The organism is Nocardioides piscis (genome assembly GCF_011300215.1).
Classification (GTDB): domain Bacteria; phylum Actinomycetota; class Actinomycetes; order Propionibacteriales; family Nocardioidaceae; genus Nocardioides; species Nocardioides piscis.
The window spans coordinates 1,042,345-1,057,234 of sequence record NZ_CP049866.1 but is presented as its reverse complement, the minus strand read 5'-3'; the positions used below and the strand labels follow the sequence as shown (position 1 = coordinate 1,057,234).

The 14,890-nt window shown below is 68.6% G+C and carries 13 protein-coding genes and 2 tRNA genes; 13 read left to right on the top strand and 2 right to left on the bottom strand.

Annotated features, from left to right (window positions below; translation table 11 throughout):
- Nucleotides 1-18: 18 nt before the first annotated feature.
- Nucleotides 19-156: a 50S ribosomal protein L34 gene (gene rpmH / locus G7071_RS05215; RefSeq protein WP_135267396.1), complete on the bottom strand. Its 138-nt coding sequence runs from the start codon at nucleotides 154-156 to the stop codon at nucleotides 19-21.
- A gap of 464 nt (nucleotides 157-620) precedes the next feature.
- Here rpmH and dnaA point away from each other — a divergent pair, with 464 nt between their 5' ends.
- The 11 genes from dnaA (at nucleotide 621) to G7071_RS05165 (ending at nucleotide 12,527) form a co-directional block, all read left to right on the top strand.
- Nucleotides 621-2,153 carry a chromosomal replication initiator protein DnaA gene (gene dnaA / locus G7071_RS05210; protein ID WP_425489415.1) on the top strand — a complete coding sequence of 511 codons (1,533 nt, stop codon included), beginning with the start codon at nucleotides 621-623 and terminating at the stop codon, nucleotides 2,151-2,153.
- Between the two features lie 378 nt (nucleotides 2,154-2,531).
- Nucleotides 2,532-3,665 (top strand): DNA polymerase III subunit beta, encoded by a 1,134-nt coding sequence (dnaN, locus tag G7071_RS05205; RefSeq protein ID WP_166315767.1) that lies wholly within the window; start codon nucleotides 2,532-2,534, stop codon nucleotides 3,663-3,665.
- Between the two features lie 62 nt (nucleotides 3,666-3,727).
- Nucleotides 3,728-4,759 carry a phosphogluconate dehydrogenase (NAD(+)-dependent, decarboxylating) gene (gnd, locus tag G7071_RS05200; protein WP_484549352.1) on the top strand — a complete coding sequence of 344 codons (1,032 nt, stop codon included), beginning with the start codon at nucleotides 3,728-3,730 and terminating at the stop codon, nucleotides 4,757-4,759.
- Between the two features lie 17 nt (nucleotides 4,760-4,776).
- Entirely contained in the window at nucleotides 4,777-5,913 is a 1,137-nt protein-coding gene (recF, locus tag G7071_RS05195) for a DNA replication/repair protein RecF (RefSeq protein ID WP_166315761.1), read from the top strand.
- Complete coding sequence (locus tag G7071_RS05190; protein ID WP_166315758.1) at nucleotides 5,903-6,454, top strand: DciA family protein; 552 nt, start codon at nucleotides 5,903-5,905, stop codon at nucleotides 6,452-6,454. Before recF ends, G7071_RS05190 begins: the two co-directional genes overlap by 11 nt.
- Before the next feature lie 247 nt (nucleotides 6,455-6,701).
- Nucleotides 6,702-8,771 (top strand): DNA topoisomerase (ATP-hydrolyzing) subunit B, encoded by a 2,070-nt coding sequence (gene gyrB / locus G7071_RS05185; RefSeq protein WP_166315755.1) that lies wholly within the window; start codon nucleotides 6,702-6,704, stop codon nucleotides 8,769-8,771.
- 51 nt (nucleotides 8,772-8,822) lie between these two features.
- Nucleotides 8,823-11,522, top strand: coding sequence for a DNA gyrase subunit A (gene gyrA / locus G7071_RS05180; RefSeq protein WP_166315752.1), 2,700 nt, complete (start codon nucleotides 8,823-8,825; stop codon nucleotides 11,520-11,522).
- 3 nt (nucleotides 11,523-11,525) lie between these two features.
- Nucleotides 11,526-12,104, top strand: a complete 579-nt coding sequence (locus tag G7071_RS05175; RefSeq protein WP_166315749.1) for a DUF3566 domain-containing protein — start codon at nucleotides 11,526-11,528, stop codon at nucleotides 12,102-12,104.
- A gap of 70 nt (nucleotides 12,105-12,174) precedes the next feature.
- Nucleotides 12,175-12,248: transfer RNA gene (locus tag G7071_RS05170), tRNA-Ile, on the top strand.
- Between the two features lie 35 nt (nucleotides 12,249-12,283).
- Nucleotides 12,284-12,409 (top strand): DLW-39 family protein, encoded by a 126-nt coding sequence (locus G7071_RS18815; RefSeq protein ID WP_215727636.1) that lies wholly within the window; start codon nucleotides 12,284-12,286, stop codon nucleotides 12,407-12,409.
- Between the two features lie 45 nt (nucleotides 12,410-12,454).
- A tRNA-Ala gene (locus G7071_RS05165) sits at nucleotides 12,455-12,527 on the top strand.
- A 35-nt stretch (nucleotides 12,528-12,562) separates the two neighbouring features.
- Here G7071_RS05165 and G7071_RS05160 read toward each other — a convergent pair.
- The gene (locus G7071_RS05160; protein WP_166315746.1) at nucleotides 12,563-13,045 is read right to left on the bottom strand and encodes a cupin domain-containing protein; all 483 of its coding nucleotides are present in this window, start codon (nucleotides 13,043-13,045) and stop codon (nucleotides 12,563-12,565) included.
- A 111-nt stretch (nucleotides 13,046-13,156) separates the two neighbouring features.
- Between G7071_RS05160 and G7071_RS18810 the strand changes: the two genes are divergently transcribed.
- Both G7071_RS18810 and G7071_RS05150 read left to right on the top strand, forming a co-directional pair.
- On the top strand, nucleotides 13,157-14,242 hold the full coding sequence (locus G7071_RS18810) for a response regulator transcription factor (protein WP_166315743.1): 1,086 nt from the start codon (nucleotides 13,157-13,159) through the stop codon (nucleotides 14,240-14,242).
- 167 nt (nucleotides 14,243-14,409) lie between these two features.
- Complete coding sequence (locus G7071_RS05150) at nucleotides 14,410-14,856, top strand: CBS domain-containing protein (RefSeq protein ID WP_166315740.1); 447 nt, start codon at nucleotides 14,410-14,412, stop codon at nucleotides 14,854-14,856.
- The last annotated feature ends 34 nt before the right edge of the window (nucleotides 14,857-14,890 follow it).

Sequence of the window (14,890 nt, the reverse complement as noted above, 5' to 3'; positions counted from 1 at the left end):
TCGCCGTGGGCGCAGCCGTCAGACTGCCAGGCTCTTGCGACCCTTGCGGCGACGTGCCGAGAGGATCGAGCGGCCGGCGCGCGTGCGCATGCGCAGGCGGAACCCGTGCACCTTGTGACGGCGGCGGTTGTTCGGCTGATAGGTACGCTTGCTCACGAGCTTCTCCGATGCTTTCTCTTGGGTGTCCACTCCACAGCGGGATCTGGCGCCGGTGTCGAGACAGTGCTCGACGCCTGCTGGCTCTTCGGCCGGCACCGCTCACCCACGCGCAGGCCATCTGGCCTACGAAGTCATGGACATGCGGCACCCGTCGACAAGGAGTGACCGGCAAACGGTACGCGGGTCGGTGAATCAGGGTCAAACTGGTGCAGAGCACCACTACGACAAGAGTTGGTGCTGCCTGTGGATGAAGCCTTGCCGCAGCGATTCTGCGCTTGTTAGGTTCCAACCTCCGAGAGCCGTCGACCCAGAGCCGGCAGACCTCGGTGGACGGGGACGTGCGCAGGTGGCTCGAAGCCGGATTCCACCCGCTTGACCTGCGCAATTGCCTCCAGCGAGGCCGCTGCGTCAGCGGTCGTCCGTGACCCAGGTCACGGTGCCGTAGCCGTGGTTCACAGACTGTGGACAACGCTGTGGAGTATTCACACCACAACCCAGATGCAGGAGAGGCAGGGCCGGTGGACGACCAGACACTCGATCTCACGGACGTGTGGCGAACCATCGTCCACGATCTGCAGCCACATCAGCGCGCCTGGCTGCGCGCCAGCGAGCCGGTGACGCTGCACGAGAGCACGGCGATCATCGCCGTACCCAACGACTTCACCCGAGGCCAGCTCGAGGGGCGGCTGCGCGCCCAGCTGGAGGACGCGTTGAGCGAGACGTTCGGGCGCGAGATCCGGATGGCGGTCAGCGTCAACCCCGCCCTCGAGACCGCCGAGCCCCAGCCGGCGGAACAGCCACCAGCGGCAGATCTATCTAGCGACATGTCGACAAACCGACAGGTGGACGAGGACACGCCTGCGGGCCTCATCCCCGCCGCGCGCATCGAGGACACCGGCAACGACGACCGCAGGGACCACGACTCGGCCCAGGACCGACGCTCCGCCTCCGCGCTGGAGACCCGGCTCAACCCCAAGTACACCTTCGAGACATTCGTCATCGGCTCCTCCAACCGCTTCCCGCACGCCGCGGCCGTCGCCGTCTCGGAAGCTCCGGGAAAGGCCTACAACCCGCTGCTCGTCTATGGCGAGTCCGGGCTCGGCAAGACCCATCTCCTGCACGCGATCGGCCACTACGTCCGCAGCCTCTACACCAACGCCAAGGTCCGCTACGTCTCCAGCGAGGAGTTCACCAACGAGTTCATCAACGCGGTGCGCGACGACCGGCAGGACCGGTTCAAGCGGCGCTACCGCGACGTGGACGTCCTGCTGATCGACGACATCCAGTTCCTCCAGGGCAAGACCCAGACCCAGGAGGAGTTCTTCCACACGTTCAACACCCTCCACAACGCCAACAAGCAGATCGTGCTCACCTCCGACCAGGCGCCGAAGAAGCTCGAGGCGCTCGAGGAGCGGCTGCGCAACCGGTTCGAGTGGGGCCTGATCACCGACGTCCAGCCGCCGGAGCTCGAGACCAGGATCGCGATCCTGCGCAAGAAGGCAGCGATGGACCGGCTCACGGCGCCGCCCGACGTCCTCGAGTTCATCGCCTCCAAGATCCAGACCAACATCCGCGAGCTCGAGGGTGCCCTGATCCGCGTCACCGCGTTCGCCAACCTCAACCGTCAGGACGTCGACATGAGCCTGGCCGAGATCGTGCTGCGCGACCTGATCCCCGAAGGCGGAGAGCCGGAGATCACGCCCGGTCTGATCATCGCCCAGACGGCTGCCTACTTCGGCGTGACGATCGAGGACCTCACCGGACCCAGCCGTGGCCGGCACCTCGTGATGGCCCGACAGATCGGCATGTACCTGTGCCGCGAGCTGACCGCGCTGTCGCTGCCCAAGATCGGCGCCCAGTTCGGCAACCGCGACCACACGACCGTGATGTATGCCGACCGCAAGATCCGCCAGCTCCTCGCCGAGCGGCGTGCGGTGTTCAACCAGGTCTCCGAGCTCACCAACCGGGTGAAGATGCAGGCGCGTCAAGCCTGACCGCCCCGACTGTGGAGGACGTGTGGTTCCGGCCCGCGTGTCCTGCACAGGGCCTGTGGGTGAGCAGCAGCCGAATCCCGACCTCGCTGCTCACTGCACAACCACGGTGATGCCTCAACACCTGAGTGCACACCCCCTGTGCACCGAAATTGCCCCGCTCACCTGCACAAACACCGGTTCTCCACAGATTCCACCGACGCTATGACTACTACGAACATCTAGTTGAGTCGATCATCAGAAACCTTTGAACCGGGCCCTGCCTGGGGACAACCCTCGTCTCAGCCATCCACGCATGGCAGGATTCACCCTCCGCGCGCACCGGCACCTCGGTGTCGCGCGTCCGACTGACACCCCTGACCTGTTTTTCGAGGAGCCGCAGTGAAGTTCCGCGTCGACCGCGACGTCTTCACCGACGCCGTTGCCTGGGCCGCCCGCAGCCTCCCCGTTCGTCCCAGCTCGCCGGTGCTCGCCGGACTCCTGATCGAGGCCAGCAACGAGGGCCTGGTGCTCTCCACCTTCGACTACGAGACCTCGGCGCGGGCCGACCTGGCCGCCGAGGTGAGCGACGAGGGCAGTGCCCTGGTCAGCGGTCGGCTGTTGGCCGACATCTGCCGTAGCCTCCCGGCCAAGCCGATCGAGATGTCGCTCGAGGGGCCGAGGGTCTCGCTCACCTGCGGGTCCGCGCGATTCAGCCTGGCCACCATGCCGGTCGCCGACTACCCGACCTTGCCCAAGATGCCGGCCGCCACCGGCACCGTGGCGAGCTCCGACTTCGCCCACGCCGTGGCCCAGGCCGTCACTGCGGCCGGCCGCGACGACATGCTCCCGGTCCTGACCGGTGTGCGCATCGAGATCGACGGCTCCACGATGTCCCTGCTCGCGACCGACCGCTTCCGTCTCTCACACCGCGAGCTGACCTGGAACCCACAGACGCCCGACGCGTCGGTGGCTGCCCTGGTCCCGGCCAAGGTGCTCGGCGAGACGGCCAAGGCGCTCACCTCCGGGTCCGAGATCACCATCGCACTGAGCTCCGGCGACGGCGGCGAGGGACTCATCGGCTTCGAGGGAACCGGTCAGGGCGGCGTTCGCCGTACGACCACGCGCCTGCTCGACGGCGAGTTCCCCAAGGTGCGCTCCCTGTTCCCCAGCGAGCACCTCACGGTCGCCAAGGTCAACAAGGCGGACCTGATCGAGACGGTGAAGCGTGTGGCGCTGGTCGCCGAGCGCAACACCGCCGTCCAGCTGAAGTTCGAGGACAACCAGCTGGTGCTCGACGCCGGCTCGGGCGACGAGGCCCAGGCGACCGAGGTGATCGAGGCCGAGATCACCGGCGAGTCGCTGACGACGGGGTTCAACCCGCAGTTCCTCCTCGACGGCCTGACCGCCCTCGACGGCGAGTTCATCGACCTCGCCTTCACCCAGGCGAGCAAGCCCGTCGTCATCTCCAGCACCGACGCGGGCGAGTCCGACTCGTTCCGCTACCTGCTGATGCCGCGCCGTCTCCTTAGCTGAGACCTCCCGCCAGGGTCGGGCGTTGGGAGCTCATTGGCTCACTCCCGGCCTTGTTCGCAGCACTGACCGGACGCTGGCGCGCCCGGGTCAGTTCTGCTCAGGCTAGGGTCGCCCGTATGGACATCGGACTCGTCGGCTTGGGCAAGATGGGCGGCAACATGCGCGAGCGGTTGCGCCGCGACGGGCACACCGTCGTGGGCTTCGACCGCAATCCCGAGGTGAGCGACGTCGATTCGCTGGCAGCGCTGGTCGACAAGCTGCCCACACCCAAGGTCGTGTGGGTGATGGTGCCGGCGGGTGAGCCGACGCGGTCGACCGTGGCCGAGCTCGGCGAGCTCCTCGGCGAGGGCGACGTCGTCGTCGACGGCGGCAACTCCCGCTGGACCGACGACCTGGCCAACGCCGAGACGCTGCAGGCCAAGGGCATCGGCTACGTCGACTGCGGTGTCTCCGGCGGCGTGTGGGGCCTGGAGAACGGCTACGCCCTGATGTACGGCGGTGACGCAGCCGACGTGGAGAAGGTCCAGCCGGCCTTCGACTCCCTCAAGCCCGAGGGTGACTTCGGCGCCGTGCACGCCGGCAAGGTCGGCGCCGGCCACTTCTCCAAGATGGTCCACAACGGCATCGAGTACGCGATCATGCAGGCCTATGCCGAGGGCTGGGAGCTGCTGGAGAAGGCGGAGCTGACCGACAACGTCACCGAGGTCTTCCGCTCCTGGCGTGAGGGCACCGTGATCCGTTCCTGGCTGCTCGACCTGATGGTCGCCGCGCTCGACGATGACCCGGGCCTGTCGCAGATCGCCGGCTATGCCGAGGACTCGGGCGAGGGCCGCTGGACGGTGGAGGCCGGCATCGAGAACGCCGTCGCGACGCCGGCGATCACTGCCGCCCTGTATGCGCGCTTCGTCTCCCGCCAGGACGACTCGCCGACGATGAAGGCCGTCGCGGCGATGCGCAACCAGTTCGGCGGGCACGCGGTCCGCACGCCCGCGCCCAAGGGCGGCGACGCCGCGGGCGAGAGCAAGGCGCCTGACCAGGCGGCGGCGGCGCGCGAGGCGGGCGCTGGCAGCGGCCGCGAGCCGGCCGAGAGCTAGCGCATCATGGGTCACGCATGCATGTCTCACACCTGACGCTCCACAACTTCCGCTCCTACGAGACCCTCGACGTCGAGCTGGAGCCCGGCGCGACGGCGTTCATCGGCCGCAACGGTCAGGGCAAGACCAACCTGATCGAGGCGATCGACTACCTCTCGCGGCTGTCCTCGCACCGTGTCGCCGCCGACGCGCCGCTCGTCCGGGCCGGCACCGACCAGGCGATGGTCCGCGCCGCCGTGGTCCGCGACGGACGTACGGCGGTGCTGGAGATCGAGCTCAACCCGGGCCGGGCCAACCGCGCCCGGATCAACAGGTCGCCGCTGCCGCGCCCCCGCGACCTGATCGGCGTGATGCGCACAGTCGTGTTCGCTCCCGACGACCTCACCCTGGTCAAGGGTGACCCGTCCGACCGGCGCAAGTTCCTCGACGACCTGCTCGTCCTGCGCACCCCGCGCCTGGCCGGGGTGCGTTCGGACTACGACCGGATCCTGCGCCAGCGCAACAGCCTGCTCAAGACCGCCGGCCACGCGCGCGGTGATTCACGTGAAACCGCCCTCTCCACGCTCGCCGTGTGGGACGGCCAGCTGGCCCAGGTCGGCTCCCAGCTGCTCGCCGCCCGGCTGGGACTGGTCGAGGACCTGCGGCCCTATGTCGGCAAGGCCTACGAAGCGGTGGCCCGCGGGGCGAGCCGGGAGGACGCGGAGATCGACTACAAGCCGTCCTTCGAGCTGCCCGTGGAGGCGGCCGACCTCGAGACGCGGCTGCTGGCCGAGCTCGAAGCACGCCGCCGCGACGAGCTGGACCGCGGAATCTCCCTGGTCGGTCCGCACCGCGACGAGCTGCTGCTGTCGCTGGGCAACGCCGACCTGCGGCTGCCGGTGAAGGGCTATGCCTCGCATGGTGAGTCCTGGTCGTTCGCGCTCGCGCTGCGGCTCGCGTCCTACGACCTGCTGCGTGCCGACGGGGACGACCCGATCCTGGTGCTCGACGACGTCTTCGCCGAGCTCGATGCCGAGCGGCGGGCCCAGCTGGCCGAGCTGGTGGCCGACGCGGAGCAGGTCCTGGTGACGGCGGCGGTCGCGGCCGACGTGCCCGAGGCGTTGCGGGGCACCAGGTTCATCGTCGCCGACGGGCGGGTGCGCCGTGACGAGTGAGACTCCCGACCCGTCAGCGAGCGAGGACGAGGCACCGGGCCACCGCGACGACGGACTCGACTTCGCGCGGTCGGCACGCAAGGCGGCCATCGCCGGACCCGGCAAGGCGGCGTCGCGCAAGAAGACCGGGGCGAGCTTTCGTCGGCGTACGCCGATGTCGTCGTCCGGGGCCCATCCCGACGACCGTGACCCCCAGCTGCTCGACACGGCGATGTCGAGGCTGATCAGCCAGCACGGCTGGGAGCTGGACCTGCGCATGCAGGCGGTCTTCGGGAGGTGGGCCGAGCTGGTCGGCGACGAGGTCGCGGCGCACTGCACGCCCCAGTCGTTCACCGACACCCGCGTGGTGGTCCGGGCCGACTCGACCGCCTGGTCCACCCAGCTCAAGCTCCTCGCGCCGACGATCGTGCGGCGCCTCAACGAGGAGCTCGGACACGGCACGGTGAGTGCGATCGAGATCCTCGGGCCCAACCTCCCGAACTGGAAGAAGGGGCGCTTCACCAGCCGCGACGGGCGGGGACCCCGCGACACCTACGGATGAGCCAGCAGGCGATCTGAGCGCCGCGCGGACGTATGGGGACTCCACCGCCCCCCTGTTCGGGCCTCGCGGAGGCCTCAGAATGCCGCTCAGGGGCACATTTCATCCCCAGATCCCCCGAACCCGGCGTGCAGGCGTGGCATCTGGGCCCCTGACGGCTAGACTGGGACCAAAGGTCGCAGACCGCTTCGGTCGCGACCTTCGCCTATGTCACCTGCCCCGTCCGGGGCGTGAAGCAGAAGAGGTCCGCGTGAGCGACGCACCAGTCCCCGAGCGCCCGAACGGTGTCGACTACGACGCCTCCGCGATCCAGGTCCTCGAGGGTCTCGAGGCTGTGCGCAAGCGGCCCGGCATGTACATCGGGTCCACCGGCGAGCGTGGCCTGCACCACCTGATCTGGGAGATCATCGACAACGCGGTCGACGAGTCGATGGCCGGCTACTGCGACCGGATCGTCGTCACCCTGCAGGCCGACGGCAGCGTCCGGGTCGAGGACAACGGTCGCGGCATCCCGACCGACACCGCGCCCGGCGCCGACATGCCGGCCGTGACCATGGCGCTCACCATGCTCCACGCCGGTGGCAAGTTCGGCGGTGGCGGCTACAAGGTCTCCGGTGGTCTGCACGGCGTCGGCGTCTCCGTGGTCAACGCGCTCTCGACGACGCTGGTCGCCGAGGTCCGCAACCGCGGCCACCTGTGGCGCCAGACCTTCACCCTCGGCGTCCCCGACGCCGACCTCGAGCAGGTCCGCCCGATGGAGCCGGACGAGCGCACCGGCACCGCCATCACCTGGTGGGCGTCCGACGAGATCTTCGAGACCACGACCTACAACCTCGAGACGATCACCAACCGCATCCGCGAGATGGCCTTCCTCAACAAGGGCCTCGAGATCGTGATCCGCGACGAGCGCGAGACCGCCGACGACCTGGTCGAAGCGGTCGAGGACGGCACGATCGATGCCTCGGTCGACCAGTCGACGCCCGACGCGATCAAGAAGACCGAGTCCGGTCTCGAGCGGGTCTTCAAGTACGACCGCGGCCTCGTCGACTACGTCGAGCACCTCAACCGCCGCAAGGAGAAGGCCAACCCGACGGTCATCTCCTTCGAGGCCGAGAGCGCCGGCAACGCCGGGACGCACATGAGCCTCGAGGTGGCGATGCAGTGGAACACCTCCTTCACCGAGTCGGTGCACACGTTCGCCAACGCGATCAACACCCACGAGGGCGGCACCCACGAGGAGGGCTTCCGCTCGGCGCTCACCAGCCTGGTCAACCACTGGGGCGAGGAGTGGGGCCAGATCAAGAAGAAGGAAGACCGCGTCTCCGGTGACGACATCCGCGAGGGCCTGACGGCGATCATCTCGGTCAAGCTCGAGAACCCGCAGTTCGAGGGACAGACCAAGACCAAGCTCGGCAACACCGAGGTCAAGGGCTTCACCCAGCGCATCGTCAATGACCAGCTCGGCGCCTGGTTCGAGCAGAACCCGGCCGAGGGCAAGGACATCGTCCGCAAGTCCCAGTCCGCGGCGATGGCGCGCATCGCCGCGCGCAAGGCGCGCGACCTGGCTCGCGGGCGCAAGGGCCTGCTCGGCGGCGGCGGTCTGCCCGGCAAGCTCAGCGACTGCCAGTCCACCAACCCCGCGGAGTGCGAGGTCTTCATCGTCGAGGGTGACTCGGCCGGTGGGTCGGCCCGCCAGGGCCGCGACTCGCGCGTCCAGGCGATCCTCCCCATCCGCGGCAAGATCCTCAACGTCGAGAAGGCCCGCATCGACAAGGTGCTCGGCAACGCCGAGGTCCAGGCGATCATCTCCGCGCTCGGCACTGGCATCCACGAGGAGTTCAACCTCGAGAAGCTGCGCTACCACAAGGTCGTGCTGATGGCTGACGCCGACGTCGACGGCCACCACATCAACACCCTGCTGCTCACGCTGCTGTTCAGGTTCATGAAGCCGTTGATCGAGCACGGCTACGTCTACATGGCGCAGCCCCCGCTCTACCGCGTCCGGTGGAACAAGCCGCACGACCACGAGTTCGTCTATTCCGACGCCGAGCGCGACGCGGTGATGAAGGACGGGATCGAGAACGGCAAGAAGCTGCCCAAGGAGAACCCCGTCCAGCGCTACAAGGGCCTGGGTGAGATGAACGCCGAGGAGCTGTGGGAGACCACGATGAACCCCGAGCAGCGGCTCATGCTCCAGGTCACCCTCGACGACGCGGCCCATGCGGACGAGGTGTTCTCGACGCTGATGGGCGAGGACGTCGAGCAGCGCCGCTCGTTCATCCAGCGCAACGCCAAGGACGTTCGATTCCTCGATATCTAGGAATATCGCACTTTTCTTAGACATCGATAGATCCTCGGAGAGAGACTCACCATGACTGAAACCACGACTGACGGCCCCGGTCCGGGCGGCCGCATCGAGCCGATCGAGCTCCAGACCTCGATGCAGCGCGCCTACATCGACTACGCGATGGCGGTGATCGTCGGGCGTGCACTGCCCGACGTGCGTGACGGACTCAAGCCGGTGCACCGACGGATCATCTATGCGATGTTCGACGGCGGCTACCGCCCCGACCGCGGCTTCTACAAGTGCGCGCGCGTCGTCGGTGAGGTGATGGGTGCCTACCACCCCCACGGCGACACCGCCATCTACGACACCATGGTGCGACTGGCCCAGCCCTGGGTGATGAGGGCCCCGTTGATCAACGGTCAGGGCAACTTCGGCTCCCCGGGCAACGACGCCGCGGCCGCCATGCGCTACACCGAGTGCCGGATGGCGCCGCTCGCCCTCGAGATGGTCCGCGACATCGAGCAGGACACGGTCAACTTCCAGCCCAACTACGACGGGCGCCAGCTGGAGCCGGTCGTCCTGCCCTCGCGCTACCCCAACCTGCTCGTCAACGGTTCGGCCGGCATCGCGGTCGGTATGGCGACCAACATCCCGCCGCACAACCTGCGCGAGGTCGCCGACGGCGCGCGCTGGGCGCTCGAGCACCCCGACGCCACCCGCGAGGAGCTGCAGGACGCGCTCGTCGAGCGGATCAAGGGCCCCGACTTCCCCAACGGCGCCCTGATCGTGGGCCGCCAGGGCATCGAGCAGGCCTACCGCACGGGACGCGGCTCGGTCACCCAGCGCGCGGTGATCGAGATCGACGAGGACGCCAAGGGCCGCACCTGCCTGTCCATCACCGAGCTGCCCTACATGGTCAACCCGGACAACCTCGCGCTCAAGATCGCCGAGCTGGCCGACTCCGGCAAGGTGCAGGGCATCTCCGACGTGCGAGACGACTCCTCGGGTCGCACCGGGCAGCGCCTCGTCGTGGTGCTCAAGCGCGACGCAGTGGCCCGCGTGGTCCTCAACAATCTCCTCAAGCACACCGAGCTGCAGACCAACTTCAGCGCCAACATGCTCGCCCTGGTCGACGGGGTGCCCCGCACCCTGACGATCGACCAGTTCGTCAGCAACTGGGTGTCCCACCAGATCGAGGTCATCCAGCGCCGGACCCGCTTCCGTCTCGCCGAGGCCGAGAAGCAGGCTCACGTCTATCGCGGCCTGGTCAAGGCGCTCGACGCCCTCGACGAGGTCATCGCCCTCATCCGCCGGAGCCCCGACGTCGCCGAGGCCCGCGAGGGCCTCATCGCGCTCCTCGAGATCGACGACGTCCAGGCCGACGCCATCTTGGGCATGCAGCTACGACAGCTGGCAGCCCTGCAGCGCCAGAAGATCATCGACCGCCTCGCCGAGCTCGAGCTGATCATCGCCGACCTCGAGGACATCCTCGCCAACGAGCTGCGCCAGCGACAGATCGTGATCGACGAGCTGGGCGAGATCGTCGAGAAGTACGGCAACGACCGCCGTACGCAGATCATCGCCGCCGACGGCGACCTGTCGATGGAAGACCTGATCCCCGACGAGGAGCTCGTCGTCTCCATCACCCGCGGCGGCTATGCCAAGCGGACCCAGCGCCACCAGTACCGCACGCAGAAGCGCGGCGGGAAGGGCGTGCGTGGGGCGAGCCTGCGCGGCGACGACGTGGTCGAGCACTTCATCGCGACCACCAACCACCACTGGCTGCTGTTCTTCACCACGGCGGGTCGCGTCTATCGCACCAAGGCCTACAACCTGCCCGAGGCCGCGCGTGACGCCAAGGGCGGTCACGTCGCCGGGCTGCTGTCGTTCCAGCCCGACGAGGACATTGCGCAGGTCCTGGCGATCCGTGACTACGAGCAGGCGCCCTACCTCGTGCTCGCCACCCGCAACGGGCTGGTGAAGAAGACGCGGCTGGGTGACTACAACAGCCCACGCCAGGCCGGCGTCATCGCGATCAACTTCCGCGACGACGACGACGCCCTGATCGGCGCCGAGCTCGTGGGCAGCGACGACGACATCCTGCTCGTCTCGCGTCGTGGCCAGGCGATCCGCTTCAAGGCCGACGACGGCCAGCTGCGGCCGATGGGCCGCGCCACGTCGGGCGTCACGGGGATGAAGTTCCGGGGCGAGGACAGCGTCTTGTCGATGTCGGTCATCCGGGCCGCCCAGGTCGCCGCCGAGCAGGCGGCCGACGACGCGGACGGCACCGACGCCACCGCCTCGGACGAGGTGAAGGAGCAGTACGTCTTCACCATCACCGACGGCGGCTTCGCGAAGCGCTCACGGATCACCGACTATCGCACCACCGGCCGCGGTGGCCTCGGGATCAAGGCCATGACCCTGACCAACGAGGACCGCGGTGGGCTCGTCGGCGCGTTCATCGTCGAGGAGGGTGACGAGATCCTCGCCATCACCCAGGCCGGCCAGGTCGTGCGCAGCCCGATCAACGAGCACTTCCGTCCCACCGGCCGTTCGACCCAGGGCGTGAAGTTCGTCAACCCGAAGTCGGGCGACGCCGTGGCCGTGGTGGCCCGCTCGGTCGAGGCCCGCGAGGACGCCGAGGCCGACGAGACCGAGCCGTCCGCCGAATCGCCGGAGTCCACGGTGTCGGCAGGGTCGGCGGAGTCAGGGGAGTCGGTGGAGTCGCCTGATTCGGGCGACGGTGCAACAATCGAGCGTCCCGTCGAAGACGCTGAGGAGTGACCCATGTCGGAGCGCACCGCGTCGCCAACCACGACTAGCCAGGGCTCGTCCGGGTCCTCTAAGTCGGCTGCGCCGAAGGACGAGACCCGGGCCCCGCTCACCGAGCGGATCCAGACGACCCTGTCCGGCGCCGCCAGCGAGCACCGCGCCAACGCCTCGGGCAGCAGGCGCCCGGGGCGCCGCGCCAGCGGCGGGTCGGGTCGCACCCCGCGCCGGGCGCGGCTGCGGCTGACCCGGATCGATCCGTGGAGCGTGATGAAGACGGCGTTCCTGCTGTCGGTCGCTTTCGGGGTCGTCACCTTCGTCGCCGTCTTCATGATCTGGACCGTGCTGGGCGCCGCTGGTGTCTGGGACTCGATCAACGCGACCGTGGCCAGCGTGGTCGAGGGTGACACCAGCTCCTCGGAGTTCGACGTCACCAACTATCTCGGCATGGGTCGGGTGCTCGGCTTCACCCTGCTGGTGAGCGTCATCGACGTCATCCTGCTCACCGCCATCGCCACCCTGACGGCCTTCCTCTACAACATGGCCGCTGCTCTCCTGGGCGGCATCGAGGTCACCCTCGCGGAGGACGACCGCTGAGTGCACGCACCGATTGGCGGCGTCCGGGTGGCGTCGGGTAATCTTCGGCGTCGCTGCACACAGCGCACCCGGGCCTATAGCTCAGACGGTTAGAGCGCTTCCCTGATAAGGAAGAGGTCAGAGGTTCAAGTCCTCTTAGGCCCACCCGATTTCCGTGCCGCCCACGTTGGAGGATCCCCATGAAGAAGCTCGTCATGATCCTGCTGGCCGCGGCCGGCGCCGCCTTCGCCAAGAAGAAGATGGACGAGGGCAAGACCGAGCAGGCACTCTGGGCCGAGGCCACCGACCCGGTCGCCAAGTCCTGATCGGTGTCCCACCCAGCTTGACCCGCCGGCGGTTCGCCGCCATCCGGGGCCTTGGCGCAATTGGTAGCGCACCTGCTTTGCAAGCAGGGGGTTAGGGGTTCGAGTCCCCTAGGCTCCACAGAACCGAGAAACCGCAGGCGGGCCGACGTCCGGTCAGTCGGTGTCGCTGACGGCGATCCCGTACTGCTCCCACAGCGGGAACACCACCTCCGGGCTCAGACCGCCCGCAGAAGAGGCGGCGGCCTGGATCGCCGGGAAGTACTGCTCGAACCCACCCGGGGCATAGACGCCGAGGTAGACCGCCTCCTCCTCTGCACTCGCGTTGCGCCACGCGAAGGGGGTGCCGTGCCGGAGCACGACGACCTCCCCGGGGCCTGCCTCGACCTCACCCTCGACGCCTGAGACGGCCAACGCCCCGGCGAGCACGATCATGAGCACGTCGTCGCTGACGTGGTGGTGCAGCTGCGGTGGAGCGGTGAACCCTGGGGCGACGGTGTAGCGCACCACGGAGGCGCGGGGGAAGTCGTCGGCCTCGACGAGGAGGTCGAGCCGGTTGCCGAGCATCTCCACGCTGCGAGGACTGCGGAGAACTCGCGGCGTGGGCTTGGCGGTGACGGTGCTGGTTTTGTTCGACATGCTGTGCCTTCCTGACTCTCGTTAGCCGGCTCTTCCGGCTCCTTGTCGAGGATCGGCGCTGTGGATCGCGTGCGGTATACCTCCTTCGAGGGGTCCCTTATCGTGGCGGGCGTGCCAAGTCTCGACGACGTCCGGCGACAGCTCAGGGCCCTGGCCGTCGCCGGCCTCTCGGTGGAGGAGCTCTGGCGGCGCAGTGACGCGACGCTCCGGAAGCTGGTGCCCTGGGACGTCTCGGCGTGGGGGCAGGTGGATCCCGCGACGCTGCTGTCCACAGGCTGTCTGGCGTTGGGAGCGCCCTTCGACAGCGCCCGGGAGGCTGTGATCTTCTCGCTCGAGCACGCGGACGGCGAGGTGAACCGTCTGATCGACCTGGTGCACCGGACGCCACCGGCCGGAGGTCTGCACGCGCACACCGAGGGCAATCCGGCTCGCAGCGCCCGTTTCGGCCGGCTGCTCGAGCCCCTGGGCCTGCGTGACGACGTGCGGGTGGCCCTGATGCGAGACGGATTCTGCTGGGCCTCGCTCTACGCGTACCGACGCGAGGGCCACTTCACGGCCGAGGAGGTGGCGACACTTGGCGTCCTGTCCGGCGACCTCGCGGACGGTGTGCGGTTGTCACTGCTCCGGGCGGACGCGAGCGAGGGGGCGCACGACGAGCCCGGCGCTCCTGGCCTGGTCCTGGTCGCCCCCGACGGCTCCTTGAGCGCCGTGAGCGAGGCGGCCGAGGACTGGCTGCGTCTCCTTGGTCCCGACGGCCGGCTGCCGTCGGCCGTCGCGGCCCTGACGGCCTGTCTGTGGTCGTCGTCGCCGGGCCCCAAGGACCTGCGCCTGCAGGCGGTCGACGGTCGTTGGGTGGTGCTCCATGCCTCACACCTCGAAGGTGCGGGCGCAGCGGTGATCATCGAAGCGGCCCGCCCGATCGAGGTGGCAGAAGTGTTGTGCGCGGCCTACGGGCTCAGTGTCCGGGAGCGGGACGTGGTGGGTCTGGTGCTGCGAGGTGAGAGCAACCGGGCGGCGGCCAAGGCGCTGGGCATCAGCGAGCACACCGTCAAGGAGCACCTGAAGTCGGTGTTCGCCAAGGTGGGTGTGCTCAGCCGCGGTGAGCTGGCCGCGCGGCTCCTGCACGAGCACTACCTGCCCCGGCGCGATGCCGGAGTTCCCGCCGCCGCTCGAGGTTGGTTCCGAGAACCCGCCTAGGACCTCAGCTCGCCGCGCCCCGGTCACCTCCGCCTTGGGGGCAGTTCAGCCCGCAGGCGCAGGACCAAGGCCCCTGACCCTGGGAGCACCAACAGCACAGGCTGGGGTCAGGAACAACGAAGCGTCGACCTGTGGAGGCCCCCATGTACGCCAGCAGCAGACCCAGCTTGCACACCACCGATGCGATTGCCCGGGTCATGGTGTGGCCGGTGGCCACCGTGCCCGGCGCGGCCACGCTGCTGGAGGTCGCGGAGTCGCTGGCGGCGGACGGCATCGGTGCCCTTGGCGTCGTGGAGAACGGACGCCTTGCCGGTGTCGTGTCCGAGCGCGATGTCGTGAACCACCTCGGGCAGGGGGCGAACCCAGCCCACGTGACGGCAGCGGAAGTGATGAGCACCGACCTGGTCACGGCCCGTCCGAACGACCAGATTCTCGACACGGCCCGACGGATGCTCGAGGCGGAGATCCGCCACCTGCCGGTCATCGAGGAGGACAAGATCGCGGGCTTCGTCTCGATGCGTGACATCTTCGAGGTGCTCCTCGACGTCGCGTCCCACGAGGAGGACGTCGTCGTGGTCCCGAGCGGCACTCGGGTCGTCGTACGGCAGGAGTGAGGCTCGACGACCCGCTGACCAGCGAGTTCGAAGG

Excerpts from the sequence above, each read along its gene's own strand:
- gyrA (WP_166315752.1), top strand. The coding sequence starts at position 8,823 with ATGACTGAAACCACGACTGACGGCCCCGGTCCGGGCGGCCGCATCGAG.
- G7071_RS05160 (WP_166315746.1), bottom strand. The coding sequence starts at position 13,045 with ATGTCGAACAAAACCAGCACCGTCACCGCCAAGCCCACGCCGCGAGTT.
- G7071_RS05175 (WP_166315749.1), top strand. The coding sequence starts at position 11,526 with ATGTCGGAGCGCACCGCGTCGCCAACCACGACTAGCCAGGGCTCGTCC.
- recF (WP_166315761.1), top strand. The coding sequence starts at position 4,777 with ATGCATGTCTCACACCTGACGCTCCACAACTTCCGCTCCTACGAGACC.
- G7071_RS18815 (WP_215727636.1), top strand. The coding sequence starts at position 12,284 with ATGAAGAAGCTCGTCATGATCCTGCTGGCCGCGGCCGGCGCCGCCTTC.